This window comes from Euzebya tangerina (assembly GCF_003074135.1).
Taxonomy (GTDB): domain Bacteria; phylum Actinomycetota; class Nitriliruptoria; order Euzebyales; family Euzebyaceae; genus Euzebya; species Euzebya tangerina.
Genome location: NZ_PPDK01000001.1, coordinates 2,420,191 through 2,437,411, shown reverse-complemented (window position 1 = coordinate 2,437,411; position 17,221 = coordinate 2,420,191). Strand labels below are relative to the sequence as shown.

Genomic DNA, 17,221 nt, shown 5'->3' with positions numbered 1-17,221 from the left:
CCACGTCAGTTGCCGGCCAGCGGATTGGGGCCGTTGAGCACGTTGAAGATGACGAACAGCGCGACACCCGCAACGGCGATCAGGAACAGGATGGGGGCGAACACCCGGTTGCGGACCGGCTTGGTCGACAGCACCTCGACAGGCCGCGGCTGGACCTCGGACTGGTCCCTCACCTGCCGGACCTGTCCGGCGCGGGCGAACGCCTCCGCCTTGGCCTCGATCTCCTCACGGGCCCCCAAGGGGGTGGGTTGTCGCCGCGGACGTGTTGGCGCCACCGACTCCGGGACCGTGAGGTCGGCCTCAGCGCCGAGCGGGTCGTCGGAGGTCTCGACGTCGGAGGTGACGTCGTCCTGGCGTGCGCGCTCGTGCGCCGGCGGGGCGTGGGCCTCGGCGGCGGCGGGCTCGAGTGTCTCCTCGAGCACCGGCGACGCGTCCACCACGGCCTCATCCTCCAGCATGTCGCTGTGGGCGGGCGCGCTGGCGCTCTCCGGCACACCGGTGCCGAGCGCTGCAGCCAGTGCAGCGATGTCGTGCAAGGTCGGCTCGAGGGCCGACTGGGCCTTGGCGACCATCCGGACCGCACGGGGATACTCCCCGGTGACAACCCGCGCGCGGACCTCGTCGTAGACCGCACCCAGCGCCCGCCAGTAGTCCTTGACGCCTCGGATCAGCGCCTTGCGTCGGGCGGCGACGTCCTCCGGGACGCCGGCCGGGCCCGGGGCAGGCGACACGGCGAAGGCCATCTTCCCCGCCGTGGCACAGCGGGAGGCAGCTGCGATGGCCTCGTCAGCGTCGCCGTGGCGTCCGCGGAGAACCCGCTCGCAGGTCCCGGCAGACTCCTCCGCCGGCCGACCCATGTCAAGCGGTGCCAGCGCGGTCCACAGCGGCGTGGTGAGTGAGGGAAGCCCGTTCAGCTCCTGCCGGGCCCACATCGTGAACTGGCCGGAGACGCGCGAGGCGTCGCTGCCCAGCAGTCGCTTCGTGGCGAAGCTGAGCCCTGCGAGGTTCAGCGCGTTGATGTGGGCGGCCAGCTGACCTGCGCGGCCGTCCGGGACGTCCGGTTGGCTCACGAGCTCTCCAGGCGCTCGATCTGCGTCTGCAACTTGTCGGCGACCTCGGTCCAGTGGGAGATCTTGTCGCGCTCGGCCTGCACGACGTGGTCAGGGGCACGGCTGACGAAGGACTCGTTGGCGAGCTTGCCCTCGGCTCGGCGCAGCTCACCGCTGGCCTCGCCCAACTCGCCGCGCAAACGGGCCAACTCCTCGGCGGGATCGACCAGTCCGACCAAGGAGACGTAGAACTCCGCACCAGCCGCCAGGACCTTGCCGACCAGTCCGTCGGGGGCCTGCTCCACCATCGACAGGGTCTCGACGCCGGCCAGGCGGCTGATGCCGTCCGCACCCGTGGCGATGGCCTGTGCGGCGCGCCCGCTCGCGATGGCGTCGACGGTGATGGTGGTCTTGGCCGCCAGGTTGTACTGGGCACGGACCTTGCGGAGTTCGGTGACGATCTCCTGGAGGGTCTGGAAGTCCCGCTCAGCCTCGGGATCCACCTCACGCAGGGCAGTGGGCCACGCTGATCGCATCAGCGTGACGTCGGTGTCGGCGTCGCTGAGGCCGTGCAGCGTCCGCCAGATCGTCTCGGTGACGAAGGGCATGATCGGGTGCAGCAGTCGCAGCGCCTGGTCGAGCACGGTGACCAGGACCTGCGCTGAAGCCTCGTCCGTGCGGAGCTTGGCCAGCTCCAGGTACCAGTCGGCGAACTCGTCCCAGATGAAGTGGTACATCCCGCGGGCGGCCGGGGCGAGGTCGCCGGCGTCGTAGCCGGCATCGACCTGGCGCTGGGCAACCTGGAGGCGGGAGAGGATCCACCGGTCCTCCAGCCGCAACTCGATGCCGTCGGGGAGGGTCGGTGCCTCGCCCGGGGCCTCAGCGGGTCCGCTCAGCCCTCCTGGTGGGGAACCTGACCTCACCGCGGGGAACCTTGCCTCGTCACGTGTCCGGTCCACGACCAGTCGTGCCACGTTCCACAACTTGTTGGCGAACCGCTTGCCGCCCTCGACCCACTCCTCCGCCAGGGGGACGTCCTGCCCGGGTGGTGCGGCGCGGAGCAGCGCGAAGCGGAGGGCATCCGCGCCGTACTCCTCGATCAGGTCCAGCGGGTCGATGACGTTGCCGAACGACTTCGACATCTTCTTGCCGGTCGCATCCCGCACGAGGCCGTGGTTCAGCACCGTGTGGAAGGGGACCTCGTCGACCAGCTGGAGGCTGATCATCAGCATGCGCGAGACCCAGAAGGTGTTGATGTCGTAGCCAGTGACCAGCGTGGTGGTCGGGAACCAGGTGTCGTACTCGGGGGTCTGCTCGGGCCACCCGAGCGTCGTGAGCGGCCACAGCTGCGAACTGAACCACGTGTCCAGGACGTCGGGGTCCTGATGGGTCAGCCCGAGCTCCTCGATCTGCTCGCGCGTCGGGTCCTCTCGGAAGACGTGAATCCCGCCGTCGGCGTCGTACCACGCGGGGATGCGATGGCCCCACCACAGCTGCCGCGAGATGCACCAGTCGTGCAGGTTCTCCAGCCACTCGAGGAAGCCGCGGGTGTTCCGCTCCGGAACGAATCGGGTCCGACCGTCGGAGACCGCAGCGATCGCCTGCTTCGCCAGCGGTCCGACGTCCACGAACCACTGGTCCGACAGGCGCGGCTCGATCGGGACCTTGCTGCGCTCGGAGTGGCCGACGCTGTGCTCGTACGCCTCGATCTTGATCAGCAGGCCCTCGGTCTTCAGATCCTCCTGGATCTGCTTGCGGGCGTCGAAGCGATCCATTCCCTCGTAGGGACCGCCATTGGCGTTGATGGCCGCGTCGTCGGTCATCACGTCGATCATCTCGAGGTCGTGGCGCTGACCGATCAAGTAGTCGTTGGGGTCGTGCGCGGGGGTGACCTTGACGGCCCCGGTCCCGAACTCGGCGTCGACGTGTTCGTCGGCGATGATCGGGATCTCTCGGTTCACGAACGGCACGATGACGGTGGTGCCGATCATGTCGGCGTAGCGCTCGTCGTCGGGGTGGACGGCGACGGCGGTGTCGCCGAGCATCGTCTCCGGTCGTGTGGTGGCGACGATCACTCCCTCCCCGCCGTCGGCGGCGGGGTAGCGCATGTGGGTCATCGTGCCGGTGACGTCGACGTGCTCGACCTCGATGTCCGACAACGCGGTCCGGGTCTTGGGGTCCCAGTTGATCAGCCGCAGGCCGCGATAGATCAGGCCCTGCTCGTGAAGGTCGCAGAACGTCTTGCGGACGGCGGCCGAGCGGGACTCGTCCATCGTGAAGGCTTCGCGGTCCCAGTCACAGCTGGCCCCCAGCCGACGGAGCTGGCGCAGCATCATGCCGCCCGACTCGGCCTTCCACTCCCACACCCGGTCCACGAAGGCGTCGCGGCCCAGTTCCCGGCGGCTGGTCCCCTCAGCCGCCAACTGCCGTTCGACGACGATCTGCGCGGCGATCCCGGCGTGATCGGTACCGGGAAGCCAGACCGCGTTCTTGCCCTGCATCCGTGCCCGGCGAACCAGGACGTCCTGGAAGGTGTTGTCCAGCGCATGGCCGATGTGGAGCGACCCGGTGACGTTGGGCGGCGGGATGACGATCGCGAACGGCTCACCCTCGTCGTCGGGCTCGGCGTGGAAGTGCCCGGACTCCTCCCACCAGGCGTAGAGCGACTGCTCGAAGTCGCCGGGCTCGTAGCTGGTGTGGAGGGGTGATGCCGAATCCATGGAGCGGTGCAGTGTATCCGGGGGGCCGGGGCGGCAAGATGGCCCTGATGCGTGGCCTGCGGTTTCGAATCGGCGACATCCCCGTGCGGGTGGACCTCTCGTTCTGGCTGATCATGGGCCTGTTCGGCTTCCAACGCGCCGCGCTGACGACCCCGGTCAACTGGACCATCCTGATCGAGTGGATCATCCTGGTGTTCGTCGGCATCCTGCTGCACGAGTTGGGCCACGCGGTGTCGTTCCGGGCCTTCGGTCGCCAACCCTCGGTGGTCCTGTACGGGATGGGTGGGCTGACCTCCGCGTCCGGTTCGCTCTCGCCCGGCAAGCGGCTGATCACCACGCTGGCCGGGCCGTTCTTCGGCTTCGCGCTGGCGGGGATCGTCCTGGCCGTGTTCGCCTCCGGGCTGTGGCAGCCGGGCGTCTTCCGGGGCGCCTCCGTGGGGCAGGTGATCGGAGCCAGTCTGCCGATCCCGGACTTCGTCTCAGGCGGGCTGGGCCAACAGATCCTGGTGGACCTGATCTTCATCAACCTGGGCTGGGGGATCCTGAATCTGGTTCCGATGTACCCGCTGGACGGCGGTCAGTCGTTGGAGGCGACACTGCAACTGGTCGGCGTCAAGCAGGCGGAGCGGATCACCTCGGCGATCGGGCTGGTGTTCGCTGCCGGTGTCGGGGTGTGGGCCCTGCAGAACGGGCAGATCTTCCTCCTCCTCATCGTGGTGTTCCTGGCGGTGGCCAACGCGGCTCGACTGCGGCCGGGCAGCTCGTCCACGGCCACCAGAAGCGCTGACCAAGAGCAGCCGCGCCGTGTCCTCTCCGACGAGCTGGCCAACTCGATCGCCCTCGCCGAGCAGGCGCTCAGCCAGGGCCGAGCCGAGGACGCCGTCGAGGTGATGGCGCAGGAGTACACCTACCGACCGACCCCCGACAGCGCCCGGCTGTACCTCGCCGTGCTGGCGCGCACCCGCAGCTACGACCAGATCGAGGAGTTGCTGCAGACAACCGGTGGCGAGCTGCCAGCTGACGCCATGACCACCGCGGCGTCGGCCCTCGTCGCCGGCGGTCGGTTCGAGTCAGGCCTCTACGCCGCCGAACGGGCGTGGAACCTGGATCAGGGCGACGGCTGGGGAGCGGCCGTGACCGCCGCGGCGGCTCGGGCCGGGGTGCGTGACGTCGACGGCGCCATCCGCTGGCTCTACACCGCCGCTGACCGGGGGTGGACGGATCGCCGGCGGCTCGAGTCCGACCCGCTCTTCGCGGAGGTCCGGGCCGATCCGCGCATGATGGACATCGTCGGCCGGATGGAGTCCACACGGTGAGTGGGGCGGTGATCCTGGCCGGTGTCCCCCGGTCGGGGTCCACCTGGGTCGCCGAGGTGCTGGCGGCTGGTGAGGACGTGCGCCTGATCCACGAGCCGGACAACCACGATCTGAACGTCCACGCCCTGGGGGCGAAGCGAGGGCTCTCGGCCTTCCCGGAGTTGAGGCGTGATGCGCAGCACTGGGAGTTGCACCGCCTCTGGGCGGCCGCGGCAACGGGCGGGTTCGACCGGACCACCCCCGCCATGAAGCTGCAGCGAGGGATCACCAAGCAGTTGGGCAAGGACCTCCGCACCCGCTGGCTGGACGAGGGCGAGGGGCCGGCGTGGGTGCGTGCGCTGACCGGGTGGTGGCCGGGTCCGGCATCCGGAACCGCTGCTGGCCGGCCACTGGTGAAGACCGTTCATGCCAGCCGGATGCTGGAGTGGCTGGCCGCACAACAACTCGGACAGATCGCCGTGGTCGAGCGGGACGCCGCTGACGTCGTGTCGTCGTGGCACCGGCTGGGGTGGCGGGGGCAGCCGTGGGCGGCTAGGACGCTCGCGACCGCGGGCTGTCAGGACCTGGTCGGGGACCCGTTCGCCGAGTTGGCGGCGACGGCCGTGGCCCTGGTCGTCCGGACGCGTCGGGACGCTGACCGGCTGGGGCTTCCCACGATCGCGTACGCGGCGGCGTCGGTGGCACCACACGACACGCTCCGGGCCGGCGCAGCGGCGGTGGGCCTGGCATGGGGATCCGCAAACGACGACGCCATCAGCGCGCGGGAGCGGTCAGGCACCGGGTACGCCACCAACCGGGAGCGAGGAGCCGGTCTTGACGTCGCGTCATCTCGTCTGACAGCGGCCCAGCAGCGCATCCTGGCCCAAATCCGTTGGGCGCTGGACGATCCGACGGTGCCCGAGTGACGTTGTCGGCCCGGACCAACCGGGTATGACCATCGCATGAGCGACCACGAACCGACCGTCACCGACGCCACCGACGCCGACCAGCCCGGCGAGGCCCTGGATGCCGAGAAGCTCCCCGACGAGATTCCGCAGAAGCCCCAGGCCTCCCTGGACCACGGCACCACCGAAGCGGAGATGGAGTCCGGCGAGCCGTTGGACAGCAAGCTGGCCCGTGAGGTTCCCGACGACGGCGCCGGACCGGCCGACACCACCTCCACCCCGATCATGGACGACGCCGACGAGTCCGGCCGCGACGAGGAGAAGGACCTGGTCGCCGAACTACCGGTGGGCGAGCCACACGTGGACGATTCGGGACGCCCCGACGCACCGGCTCCGGCCGAGCAGTCGGCCATCCACGTCATGCGCGAGTAGTCACCGCCACCGCGGACGTCGGTGTCCCGGTCGACTTGAAGTAGCGCGCCAGTGCTGGTCCGCGCAGGCCAGCACCGTCCTAGGCTGACTTGCGCTGCTCGATCTCGCTCGTCGGGACGAGCGTCGGGTTGGCCTTCTCGTTGACCACGTCGCCGGTGATGATCACCTGGCTGATGTCATCCATCGACGGCACCTCGTACATGGTGTTGAGCAGCACCTCTTCGAGGATGGCACGCAACCCACGCGCCCCGGTCCCCCGGAGGATGGCCAGGTCCGCGACGGCTTCGAGGGCGTCCTGGGTGAACTCGAGTTCGACGCTGTCGTACTCGAACTGCTTCTGGAACTGCTTGATCAGCGCGTTCTTCGGCACGGTCAGGATCTCGATCAGTGCCGCACGATCCAACTTGTTGACGTTGGTGACGACCGGAAGTCGACCCACGAACTCGGGGATCAGGCCGAACTTCAGCAGATCCTCCGGCAGCACCTCGGCGTGCAGTTCGCTCGGGTCGGCCGTCGCCGAGTCAGCAGCCAGATCGGCACCGAAGCCCACCACGGTCCGGCCCAGCCGGCGCTCGATGATGGTGTCGAGCCCCGCGAAGGCCCCACCGCAGATGAACAGGACGTTGGTCGTGTCGATCTGGATGAACTCCTGGTGCGGGTGCTTGCGACCACCCTGCGGAGGGACGCTGGCAACCGTGCCCTCCAGGATCTTCAGCAGCGCTTGCTGCACACCCTCACCGGACACGTCCCGGGTGATGGAGGGGTTCTCGGACTTCCGGGCGATCTTGTCGACCTCGTCGACGTAGATGATCCCGGTCTCGGCCTTCTTGATGTCGAAGTCGGCGGCCTGGATCAGCTTGAGGAGGATGTTCTCGACATCCTCGCCGACGTAGCCGGCCTCGGTGAGGGCCGTCGCATCCGCGATCGCGAACGGCACGTCGAGCAGCCGCGCCAGGGTCTGGGCCAGCAGGGTCTTGCCCGACCCCGTCGGTCCGAGCATCAGGATGTTGGACTTCGCGATCTCGACATCGCCCGGCTTCGCACCGGCGCGGATCCGCTTGTAGTGGTTGTAGACCGCGACGGCGAGGGTTCGCTTGGCGTCGTCCTGACCCACGACGTAGGAGTTCAGGAACTCGAAGATCTCGCGCGGCTTGGGCAGGTCACCGGAGGCGACCTCGGGGGTCTCGGCGAACTCCTCCTCGATGATCTCGTTGCACAGGTCGATGCACTCGTCGCAGATGTACACGCCCGGTCCGGCGATCAACTTCTTGACCTGCTTCTGGGTGTGGCCGCAGAACGAGCACTTCAGCAGGTCCCCACCTTCACCGAACTTCGCCATCTGGTGTCCTCACGTCAATTCTTGTCGTCAGCCGCCTCGCGGGACGGTGTCGACCTCGTCCGTGCGTGGAAGCGTCATCGTAACCCGGGGGTGTGACATCACGGGTGAACGACCGGCACAGCCTCGTGTGTTGCGACCCTACTCCTATCGGCAGCGCAGGCCACGACCTAACCCAACTTGCCTGACCCGACTCGCCCGACAAGTCGGGCGTGCCCGGCTCACATCATCGTCGTGTCGCCCTGCTCGGCGCGGGATTCGAGCACCCGGTCGATGATCCCGTACTCCACGGCCTCCTCGGCATTCATGATGAAGTCGCGGTCGGTGTCCTCGGTGATCTTGTCCTTCGGCTGACCCGTGGCGTTGGCCAGGATCTGGTCGAGCAGATCGCGGATCCGCTGCACTTCACGTGCCGCGATCTCGATGTCGGTCGACTGGCCCTCTGCACCACCATGCGGCTGGTGGATCAGGACTCGGGCGTGGGGCAGGGCGAAGCGCTTGCCCGGCTCACCAGCCGCCAGGAGGATGGCCGCCGCGGAGGCAGCCTGGCCCATGCAGATCGTCGAGACCTTCGGCTTGATGAAGGTCATCGTGTCGTAGATGCCCAGCGCGCTCGTCACCGAGCCACCGGGCGAGTTGATGTAGAGGTTGATGTCCTTGTCGGGGTCCTCACCTTCGAGGTGCAGCAGCTGCGCCATGATCACGTTGGCGATCTCGTCATTGATCGGCGTGCCAAGGAAGATGATGCGGTCCTTGAGCAGCCGTGAGTAGATGTCGAAGGCCCGCTCACCTCGGTTCGTCTGCTCCACGACGGTGGGAACCAGGTAGTTGGCGATCTCCAAGATGTGCTCCTGTTGGTGGGGCCGTTTGGTCGGGCCGTGTGGTCAGGCCCGACGTCCGCCCACGATAGCGTCGTGGTTCATGGCGGTCACAGGAGCACGGCGGCGTCTGATCGCCGTCCTCGCCATCGCAGCCGTTGGGGTCCTGGTCGTGGTGGCCGCCCGGTCCGCCGACCGTGCGACCGTCACCGACGTCCTGCCGATCCCGGACGTCGGCAGCATCCGCGCCGACCGCCTGGCCAACGGGACGCCGGTGTTCGTCATCAGCACCCCGGCGCTCGGCGACACCCCACCGACGCTCGACGTCATCCAGGCGTTCACGCCGGAGGTGGAGGGGCCGATCACCGGACTGGTCGCCTGGTGCAGCGCCTCCAGCCAGTTCGTGGACCCCCATCACGGTGTGGTGTACGACCACCGCGGACGGCGTGTCCCCTCGAGCCTGGCCGGTCGGGAGGACCCGTCCGTCACGTTCGCCGACCACACCGCCCTGGACGACCTGATCCACCGCCGGATGACCCTGGCCGAGGGTCGCGAGGCGCCCGGGGATCCGATCGTGGTCGGCGGCATCCAACCCCTCCAGCCGTGGCAGGTCGAGCAGCGCCCCTTCATGCAACCGGCGCTGCCGCCCCGCTCCTGTCGGCTGCCCGATCGCCCGCTGCCGCTGGGCGAGCTGGCGGAGGCCAGCACGGGCGACGACGGCGTGGTGGCCGATGGGCAGGCCTTCGCCGATCAGCTGCGCGGCACGCGGACGGTCGACCACTCCTTCCTCGCCGGCCCGCTCGAGGGCGATCGCACCGGCTGGCAGATCACCGACGGCTGGGTCGTCGTCGGGCCCGACGGCACCGTCCGGTGGTGCCCGGACGACCCGACGGCGTGCGACGACGCCGCGGGGACGCCTGAGGTCGCCTTCGGCTTCGAGCCCGACGACGTCGGCCGGTCGGGCGCCGCACTGGGTGATCCGTTGGCCGTTCGGCTCGACACCGACGGCCGTGTTGCCCGCGTCGCCGTCATGGCCGACTCGACATGGCGGGGCAGCAGCCTTCGAGGGATCGAAACCGTCCGCGGCGTGCTGGCCAACGTTCCGAGCCAGGGCCGGCCGGTCGTCGGCGTGGCGGAGCTCGACACCGTCGGCCCTTCGCGCTGCGCTGACCGGGCGCCCCGAGTCCCGACCGCTCCAGCGGTTGAAGACGCCGCCCCGCTCGGCTTCTCGGTCTCCGCCGACACGCTCATCGCAGTCGGTGACGCCAGCACCGCCCTCGACCTGTCGCGGCTGGATCTGACCGAAGCGCCCCGCGAGGTGGAGGTCGAGCTGGACGCCGTGACCTGCACCGCTCTGGCCATAACCGCGCTCTGAGACCCCGCTCCTCCCACCGCCTCCTGCACGGCCATGGCCATCACATCCCGGTGAGGGCTGGCGGTAGTGTTGGGCCATGGGAAGCCACCAGGCTGGCCGGACGTCGTGGATGCGGTAACCGCGCGACGGCGAGGCCTGTTGGCCCCGCCGAGATCAGCCGAGCAGGATCCGGACGCGCCTGACCCGCGGGGCTTCTCTCAGGGCGCGATCGCGCTCCTCGCGGTCGTCGGCGTGGTTGGGCTGGTGCTCCTCCTTCGCAGCCCGTCGACGCCGGTGCAGGTGATCGAGGTGCCGGACCGTGGTGAGGTGGTGGCTCGGACCTTGCCCGACGGCACACCCGTCTGGGTCGTTGCAGCCACCGACGGAGACGTGCGCGTGGTCGAGGCTCTGACGCCGAGCACCGGGCCCATCGGGGGGATCGTGGGGTGGTGTGCCGCCGGCCAGCGGTACGTCGACCCGATCCTGGGCGTGTCCTTCGCACCTGACGGCACGCGCTACAACGGCGTCATCCCCGGTCGGCTGGGGCGGGCAGACGACCCACGCACTGGCCTGCGCCTGCTCAGGTTCGAAGCCGGCGGTGGTGCTCGCGCCGGCGATCCGCTGCGCATCGGCGACGCACGGGAGCCAAGCCGAGAGGTCCGGGACGCACCCATCCGCGGCGAGCTGGGCAACGGCCCACCGCTCGGGTGCCGCCTACCCGATCCTGACGATCCCGAGACCGGTGGCGGGCTGTCGGGACTGCTCCACCACGGCGGTTTGGCGGACGACTTCGACGCCACCCGTGAGGGCTGGCAGCTGGTGCGGGCCTACGTGCAGGTGGAGCCCGACGGCCGGACACGACTGTGCGAGCAGCGTGACGGCGGGTTCGCGCCGGAGTGCGCCGACGTGGCTGGGGCCCGTGTGGACCTGGGGCTGCGGGAGGAGGCCCCGGGTACGGTCACGACCCGCGTGGGTACCCCTCTGGCGGTCCGGGTCGAGAACGGGACCATCGTGGGGGTGGCGGTCCTGCCGACGTCGGCGTGGATCGGCTCGTCACTCCGGCGGACCGAGACAGAGCAGCTGACGTTGATCGGGTGGGACGAGGTGGAGCGTCGCGTCCTCGTCAGACCCTCGCCAGACCGGTCCGTGCCACCGTGTGTCTCCCCCGCGCCACCCCGACTGTCGGGCGGCAATGACGAGGCCTTCGTCGTGTACCTGAGTGAGGGTGCTGATGTCTTCGGGAGCGATCAGTTCTTCGGGGCCTTCTCCACGGACTCAGCCCGAGTCGCCCTCGAGGTCGATGTCGTGATCGACCGGGTCACCTGTCGGGCACTCGCGGTGCGCGAGGCCGGTTGACCTACTCCTCGTCAGAGGAGTCCTCCTCCTCGTCGGCTGCGTCCTCGTCGGCTGCGCCCCCGTCCGGTGCGTCCTCGACCGGGACGGTGTTGGACTCGATGATCTCCTCGATGTCGTCGAGGTCGTCGTCCTCGTCGGCGGCGTCCAACTCCTCCGGCGGTGCGCCGGTCACCTCGACCTGTGCCAGGACGTGGTCGATGGTCTTGCGCCGGTAGGCGTCGGCGTAGAGCGCCCCGATCCGGTCGGGCTGCAGCATGATCTCGGCGATCTCCTGCGGGTCGCGACCCATGCGCATCGCCTGGCGGGCGACCTCCTGCCCCAGGTCGTCCTGCTCGACGGTGATCTCGGCCTGCTGCCCGATCTCGTCGACCAGGAGCTGGGCCTTCACGGTCTGCTCCGCCTCGGCCTTGATCTGATCGATCAGCTCCTGCGGGTCGCCACCCGCAGCCAGGGTCACGAACTGCTCGAAGGTGAGCCCGTTGTGTTCGGCTTGGTGGGCGATGCGGGAGAGGCGGAAGCGCTGCTCCTCCTCCACCAGCGATTCGGGGAGCGGGATCTCCACCTGGTCGGCCAGGAACTCGATGACGGCGCCACGCAGGTTCGCGCGGGCCATCTGCCGCTTCTCGCTGCCGGCCTGCTCGCGGAGGTCCTCGATGAGCTCGTCGATGGTGTCGAACTCACTCGCGGTCAGCGCGAAGTCGTCGTCCAACTCGGGGAGGGTCGTGGCCTTGACCTCCTTGACGATGGCGGTGAAGTCCAACGTCTGACCGGCCAACTCCTCGCCGTAGTCGGGTCCGAGTTCGTCGCGGAAGGAGAGGATGTCGCCGGCCTTGCTGCCGGGCAGCTGCTTGTCCAGCTCGGAGTCGGTCTCGCCCTCGGGGATCTCGTAGAGGAAGTCCTCGGTCGAGGCCTCATCGACGACGTCGCCGGCTGCGTTCCTGCCGGTGAGGGTGAGGGTGACGTGGTCACCGGCCTGCGCCGGCCGTTCGACGGTCTCGACCTCGGCGAACCGCTCCCGCATGGCATCGAGGTTCTGCTGCAGCTCCTCCTCCGTCAGCTCCCACTCCGGGTGGGGGACCTGGGCGCCCACGTAGTCCGGCACCTCGATCGTCGGGCGGACGTCGACGGTGGCGGTGACCTCGCCATCCTGGCCGCGGTTGAAGGTCTCCACGTCGAAGCGGGGCTGGCCGACGGGGTCGATGTCGAGCTCCTGCACGGCCTCGCTGTAGATCCGCGGCAGGGAGGCGCGGGCGGCCTCCTCCATGACAGCACCCTTGCCCAGCCGGGACTCGATGACCTTCAGCGGGGCCTTGCCGGGCCGGAATCCGGGGACCTTGATCTGGCTGGCCAGCTTGCGATGTGCGGCGTCGATGGCGGCGGTGACCTCAGCGGCGTCGACGGTGATGGCCAGCTTGACCTTGGTCTCGTCGATGGTCTCGACAGTGGTGGTGCCCACGGGTAATACGTCCTAGGGAGGTAGGGAAATCGAAGCGCTGATGGTACGCGCTCCCCTGCCCGTGGCACTGGGCCTACCAGGCGTCGGACGGCTCCTCGTCGGCGTCCTCCTCGACCAGTTGGAGGTCGAAGCGATCCAGGCACTCGGGGCAGCGGTAGGCGACCCAGTCGCCCGGCTGGAACCCGTCGTCCGGGGTGTGGCTGATGAGGTGGCAGGTGCCGCGGCACTCCACGCAGGTGATGGTGGGCGGCGGGTTCAGGGACATGCGGGCCATTCTGGCCCCCGCCGAATGGGGTGACATGGTGCAGGAGGTCCTCGCGACGCAGGCTTCTTGCACCATGTCACCCATGGGCTAGGGGCCTGTGGTGACCTCCACCGCATCCACCACGTCGCCACTGATCACCGTCAGGTCACCGAGGACGATCAGACCGGGGTCGGTCACGCCCTGCGCGGTCAGGTAGTCCGAGGTCTCCACCGGCAGGTTGTCGGCCCGGACACCCAGCTGGGGGGCGCCGATCCGAACGCTGAGGGGTGAAGCGGCCAGCGCGAGTGCCCAGCCCTGCTCGAACTCGAGGTTGGCCAGGACGAACTCGCCCTCCGTCGCGATGCCCGACCAGATGTCGGTCGCGAAGGCCGCTGCGGTGGCGTGACGGTTCGGTCCGCTGACGCGGATCGGGTTCGGGGTCGCGTTCGCCGCTGCATCCGACACCGCTGCCGTCCCACCCGCGATGATCGTGGAGGTGATGCCAAGCTCGGTGATCGCGGCGGCGGTCGCCGGGTGCAGCCCATCCGTCGGGGTCAGCAGCACCGGCGAGCCCTGAGCCGACAGCGCCGCACCCCCAGCCACCGCGTCGGGCCAGTCATCAGCACGAGCGACCATCGCGATGACCTCGCCGTTCGGCTGCCGGTCGGCACCCTCCACGGCGACGATGCGGGCGATCTCGACCGCCGTCTCGATGCGGGACGGCCCCTCCAGCCGCTCGATGACGAAGCCGGCCGCCGCGACGGTGTCCTCGACCTGCTGGGACACCGCGTTCACGCCGCCGGCGATCCGGACGGTCGCGCCGTCGGGCAGGGCCCGTTGGATCTCAGCCAGGGTTCGCGGATCGACGGGCGCATCCGGCCCACCGGGGGTGAAGAGGATGCAGGAGTGGTCGCCGGCCAGAGGCGCCCCCGCCAGTGTGTCGGCGAAGACATCGTCCCGAGACAGCACCACAGTCCGGGCCTGATCGTCCCCGAACAGGTACTGGCACAGCTGGATGGCGATGTCGATCGGGTCACCCGTCCCGCCGTCGAGGCGGGCGGTTCCGGACCCGTAGGCCACCAGCGCCGTCCCGCCGTCGACGAGCACGTGAAGAGCGTAGAGCCGGCCGTCATCCAGGATCGGGCCCAACGTGGCCGCCTCGCCGGTCACACCGGTCCCCAGGAAATCCTCGGCGTCGGGAGCCTCGAAGATGGAGGCGCCGGTGACGGTGTCGATCACCTCCAGTGGGGATCCGCCGAAGGAGGAGAAGTAAGCGCGCCCCGCCGCGTCCGTGACGATCTGCCCGGCGTTGTTCGTGAACGAGGAGGCCTCGGCCTCCCAGAGGAGAGAGCCGTCAGCCGGGTCGAGCCCGACGATGTCGCGACCGGTGTGCACGACGAGGACGCCGTCCGCTACCGCCGCCCGGGAGATCCCGTCCACGGGTGTGTCCTCCACCGCCTCCACGACCCAGTTCTCCGCCAGGGTGTCCGGGTTCAGGCTGATGAGTCGCGGCGGGTCGTCGAAGCCTCCGGCGAACTGGGTCAGGACCAGGAGCTGGTCACCCGAGTGGAGCATGCCGTCACCATTGCCGAGGAAGCTGGTGCCTGGGACGATCGTGCCCCCGATCGACTCACCAGTCGTGGTGTCGATGGCCTCCACGGCGAGGGTCAACGTGTCGTCCTCCCGGATGCGGCGACCAGCGTAGGCAGTGCCACCGTCCGGGGAGAGGACGATCCGGTTCGCGGCTCCCACGTCGTCGGAGTCCTCGGCGTCCCAGCGCCACACCTCCGTCATGGGCGTCTCGGTCGTGTCGAACCCGACCAACTGGTAGTCGAACCCGACGCGCTGGTAGGCGACGAGGACGCCGTCGGGGGTCAACCGCAGCCCATCGAGGCACGGGCCGATGCGGGGGAACTCGTCGGTGTCGGGTGAGTTGTAGCGGTTGGTGATCTGCCCGGTCATGGCGTCGATCTCCACCGGGTCGGCGGAGAAATTGCTCTCCCCCGCGGTCGCGGAGTTCGGATGCAGTTGGGCGAAGATCCGGCCGTCGTCAGTGGCCACCGGCTGACAGCCGATCGTGATGTCCTCCAGCCGCCAGTCAACCGTCCCGTCCGCGGCGCTCAGGGCCACGAGCTGGTGGATGTTGTCGTCTCGCTCGGTGGTGAACTCCTGGGCCAAGAGATGCCCTTCGGAGTCCGCGATCAACCTGGTGTCTCGCGGAGCCGACGCAAAATCGGGTATCGGCTGGATGTACTCCGGCCCGGCGATGGCCGGCCCGACTCCGTCGAAGGACGCCGTTCCCTGCTGGTCAGCACCTGCACCACCTCCTGGGGCGATTGCCGGTGTCGTCTGCGCTCCCACCACCGTGGGCAGCAGCGTGATCACCAGCAGTACAGCCAAGCAGATCGAGATGGTCGGTCGTTGCATGTCAGGTTCCCTCCGAGACGTGGTGTGCAGCCGTTCCCTCGACCGCACCATAGGAGAAGGGCTCGGCCGACGAAAGATACGCAGAACGCGTGCCACGTTGCGGTCTGCGGCCACGTCACATCCGTCACAGTAGGCTCGCTGGTAGCCGCCATACGTCATGTAGGCGGCTCATCTACAAAGAAAAGTGAGAACTGTGGTTACAGGTACGGTCAAGTTTTTCAACGCCGACAAGGGCTTCGGCTTCATCGCTCCCGACGGAGGAGGCGACGACGTGTTCGTCCACTTCTCCAACATCGTGAGCGAGGGCTACAAGACCCTGGACGATGGGGCGAAGGTCGAGTTCGAGATCGGGCCAGGTCGCAAGGGCGACGAGGCTCGCGAAGTTCGCACGATCTGACACAGACGTCTGATGACGGCCGGCCTCCGGGCCGGCCGTTATTGCGTTCCAGGGCCTCGTTGCGTCCGACCGCCGTCAGGCCCGGATGAAGCCGACGTCGTCGAAGGGCGCCCGGAACGCGGTGACCTGACGGGCCACGACCGTCGGGTCGGCGCTCAACGCTGCCGCCAGCAGTTCCGCCAGCCTTGGCATCTCGCCCGGTCCCATCCCCCACCGGACCAACTCGGGTGTGCCCAGCCGAAGCCCCTCGCCGACCGGCAGGCCGATCGCGCTGGCCAGCAGATTGGCCTGCCGCAGGCGCTGGGCCATCGAGCTGCCGCCGCCAAAGCTGTCTGCGACGACCGCGATCTGATGCGATGTGGTCGTTCCCTCGTCCGTTTGGAAGATGGGCATGCCTCGCGCTCCCAACTCAGCCGCCAGCGCCTGCGCGGTCGCGACCATGGTCGCGGCGTACGCCCGACCGCAGGCCAGCCAGTCCAGCAGCGTGATGGCCAGGGCCGCGGTGTTGCCGACGTCGAAGTTGGCGGTCAGGCCGGGATGGGCGATCTGGTCGACCCGCTCGGCCAGCTCGACGTCGTTGGTCAGAACCAGTCCCGCCGGTGGACCGCCGAGCGACTTGTAGGTGCTCATCGTCAGCAGGTCCGCTCCCTGCGCCAATGGGTTCGGCCACACCTGCCACGCGATCATCCCGCAGGCGTGTGCGGCGTCGAAGAGCACCTTGGCGCCCACGGCGTCGGCGACCTCGCGAATCGCCGCTACCGGGTGCGGGAGCAGGTTGAGACTGCCTCCGACGGTGATCAGGCGTGGCTTGACCGCCTCGGCGAGGACGGCAAGCCCAGCGACGTCGACGGTGTACCGGCCCGCATCGATCGGTGCGTGGTGCACGCGCAGGCCGTACAGACCGGCCGCGCCCGCCCGGTCGTGGGTGACGTGTCCGCCGATGGAGGGTGGGGGGACGATCACGGCATCGCCCGGTTGGCAGGTGGCCATGAAGGCGTACAGGTTCGCGATCGAGCCCGAGGGAACCTTGATCTCGGCGTAGCGGGCCCCCATGACCTGCCCGGCCAGCGCAGCGGCGACCACCTCGATCTGCTCGACGGACTCGAGGCCGGTCTCGTACTTCTCTCCCGGGTGCCCCAGTGATGGCCGAGACCCCAGACCGGCCGCGAGAAGCGCCTCCGCTGCCGGATTCATGACGTTGGTGGCGGGATTCAGGTTCAGCCCGTCCCGCTCGTGGATCCGACGGCTGTCCTCGACGAGACTGGTCACGCTCGACGCCAGTCCCGCCAGCGTCTCTGGCAGGTCGGCGAGGATCTCGGCTTCGCGGTCCCTGGCCACCCGCGACATCCACGGCCGGACCTCGGGGGCCAGACGTGTCTGCGCGACCGTCGACTCCATGCCGCGAAGGGTACGCCGGCCCGGCATGGACGCG

At 69.1% G+C, this 17,221-nt stretch carries 14 protein-coding genes; 6 read left to right on the top strand and 8 right to left on the bottom strand.

Translation table 11 applies throughout. The annotated features are described in order from the left end of the window. Positions 1-5 precede the first annotated feature (5 nt). Together C1746_RS11260 and C1746_RS11255 are read right to left on the bottom strand one after the other, a co-directional pair. On the bottom strand, positions 6-1,070 hold the full coding sequence (locus C1746_RS11260) for a hypothetical protein (RefSeq protein ID WP_116714673.1): 1,065 nt from the start codon (positions 1,068-1,070) through the stop codon (positions 6-8). Beyond that, on the bottom strand, positions 1,067-3,769 hold the full coding sequence (locus C1746_RS11255) for a valine--tRNA ligase (protein ID WP_116714672.1): 2,703 nt from the start codon (positions 3,767-3,769) through the stop codon (positions 1,067-1,069). The genes C1746_RS11260 and C1746_RS11255 overlap by 4 nt, the downstream gene beginning before the upstream one ends. Between C1746_RS11255 and C1746_RS11250 the strand changes: the two genes are divergently transcribed. The 3 genes from C1746_RS11250 to C1746_RS11240 are packed head-to-tail and all read left to right on the top strand — an operon-like array spanning position 3,757 to position 6,401. After that, positions 3,757-5,085: a site-2 protease family protein gene (locus tag C1746_RS11250; protein ID WP_162867642.1), complete on the top strand. Its 1,329-nt coding sequence runs from the start codon at positions 3,757-3,759 to the stop codon at positions 5,083-5,085. The genes C1746_RS11255 and C1746_RS11250 overlap by 13 nt on opposite strands. Continuing rightward, positions 5,082-5,990, top strand: coding sequence for a hypothetical protein (locus tag C1746_RS11245; RefSeq protein WP_162867641.1), 909 nt, complete (start codon positions 5,082-5,084; stop codon positions 5,988-5,990). Before C1746_RS11250 ends, C1746_RS11245 begins: the two co-directional genes overlap by 4 nt. 36 nt (positions 5,991-6,026) lie before the next feature. Beyond that, entirely contained in the window at positions 6,027-6,401 is a 375-nt protein-coding gene (locus C1746_RS11240; protein WP_116714669.1) for a hypothetical protein, read from the top strand. Between the two features lie 79 nt (positions 6,402-6,480). Here the strand turns inward: C1746_RS11240 and clpX are convergent, their stop codons facing one another. Beyond that, on the bottom strand, positions 6,481-7,740 hold the full coding sequence (gene clpX / locus C1746_RS11235; protein ID WP_116714668.1) for an ATP-dependent Clp protease ATP-binding subunit ClpX: 1,260 nt from the start codon (positions 7,738-7,740) through the stop codon (positions 6,481-6,483). 218 nt (positions 7,741-7,958) lie between these two features. Further along, a complete protein-coding gene (locus C1746_RS11230; protein WP_331334075.1) occupies positions 7,959-8,579 on the bottom strand; it encodes an ATP-dependent Clp protease proteolytic subunit in 621 nt (206 codons plus the stop codon). Positions 8,580-8,658: 79 nt separating this feature from the next. Here C1746_RS11230 and C1746_RS11225 point away from each other — a divergent pair, with 79 nt between their 5' ends. Beyond that, entirely contained in the window at positions 8,659-9,930 is a 1,272-nt protein-coding gene (locus C1746_RS11225) for a hypothetical protein (protein ID WP_116714667.1), read from the top strand. Between the two features lie 105 nt (positions 9,931-10,035). Next, positions 10,036-11,265: a hypothetical protein gene (locus tag C1746_RS11220; protein WP_162867640.1), complete on the top strand. Its 1,230-nt coding sequence runs from the start codon at positions 10,036-10,038 to the stop codon at positions 11,263-11,265. Position 11,266: 1 nt separating this feature from the next. Here the strand turns inward: C1746_RS11220 and tig are convergent, their stop codons facing one another. The 3 genes from tig to C1746_RS11210 form a co-directional block, all read right to left on the bottom strand. Next, the gene (gene tig / locus C1746_RS11215) at positions 11,267-12,721 is read right to left on the bottom strand and encodes a trigger factor (protein WP_116714665.1); all 1,455 of its coding nucleotides are present in this window, start codon (positions 12,719-12,721) and stop codon (positions 11,267-11,269) included. A gap of 73 nt (positions 12,722-12,794) precedes the next feature. Continuing rightward, positions 12,795-12,986: a hypothetical protein gene (locus C1746_RS22040; RefSeq protein WP_162867639.1), complete on the bottom strand. Its 192-nt coding sequence runs from the start codon at positions 12,984-12,986 to the stop codon at positions 12,795-12,797. 87 nt (positions 12,987-13,073) lie between these two features. Continuing rightward, positions 13,074-15,392 carry a cell wall-binding repeat-containing protein gene (locus C1746_RS11210; protein WP_162867638.1) on the bottom strand — a complete coding sequence of 773 codons (2,319 nt, stop codon included), beginning with the start codon at positions 15,390-15,392 and terminating at the stop codon, positions 13,074-13,076. Between the two features lie 193 nt (positions 15,393-15,585). On the opposite strand from C1746_RS11210, the gene C1746_RS11205 reads away from it, so the two are divergent. Then, positions 15,586-15,789 carry a cold-shock protein gene (locus tag C1746_RS11205; RefSeq protein WP_116714663.1) on the top strand — a complete coding sequence of 68 codons (204 nt, stop codon included), beginning with the start codon at positions 15,586-15,588 and terminating at the stop codon, positions 15,787-15,789. Positions 15,790-15,864: 75 nt separating this feature from the next. Here the strand turns inward: C1746_RS11205 and C1746_RS11200 are convergent, their stop codons facing one another. Beyond that, on the bottom strand, positions 15,865-17,187 hold the full coding sequence (locus C1746_RS11200) for a serine hydroxymethyltransferase (protein WP_205711813.1): 1,323 nt from the start codon (positions 17,185-17,187) through the stop codon (positions 15,865-15,867). Between the last annotated feature and the right edge of the window lie 34 nt (positions 17,188-17,221).

Bases quoted from the DNA above. Each gene is read 5' to 3' on its own strand.
- clpX (WP_116714668.1), bottom strand. From the start codon at position 7,740: ATGGCGAAGTTCGGTGAAGGTGGGGACCTGCTGAAGTGCTCGTTCTGC.
- C1746_RS11255 (WP_116714672.1), bottom strand. From the start codon at position 3,769: ATGGATTCGGCATCACCCCTCCACACCAGCTACGAGCCCGGCGACTTC.
- C1746_RS11210 (WP_162867638.1), bottom strand. From the start codon at position 15,392: ATGCAACGACCGACCATCTCGATCTGCTTGGCTGTACTGCTGGTGATC.
- C1746_RS11225 (WP_116714667.1), top strand. From the start codon at position 8,659: ATGGCGGTCACAGGAGCACGGCGGCGTCTGATCGCCGTCCTCGCCATC.
- C1746_RS11240 (WP_116714669.1), top strand. From the start codon at position 6,027: ATGAGCGACCACGAACCGACCGTCACCGACGCCACCGACGCCGACCAG.
- C1746_RS11250 (WP_162867642.1), top strand. From the start codon at position 3,757: ATGCCGAATCCATGGAGCGGTGCAGTGTATCCGGGGGGCCGGGGCGGC.
- C1746_RS22040 (WP_162867639.1), bottom strand. From the start codon at position 12,986: ATGTCCCTGAACCCGCCGCCCACCATCACCTGCGTGGAGTGCCGCGGC.
- C1746_RS11200 (WP_205711813.1), bottom strand. From the start codon at position 17,187: ATGGAGTCGACGGTCGCGCAGACACGTCTGGCCCCCGAGGTCCGGCCG.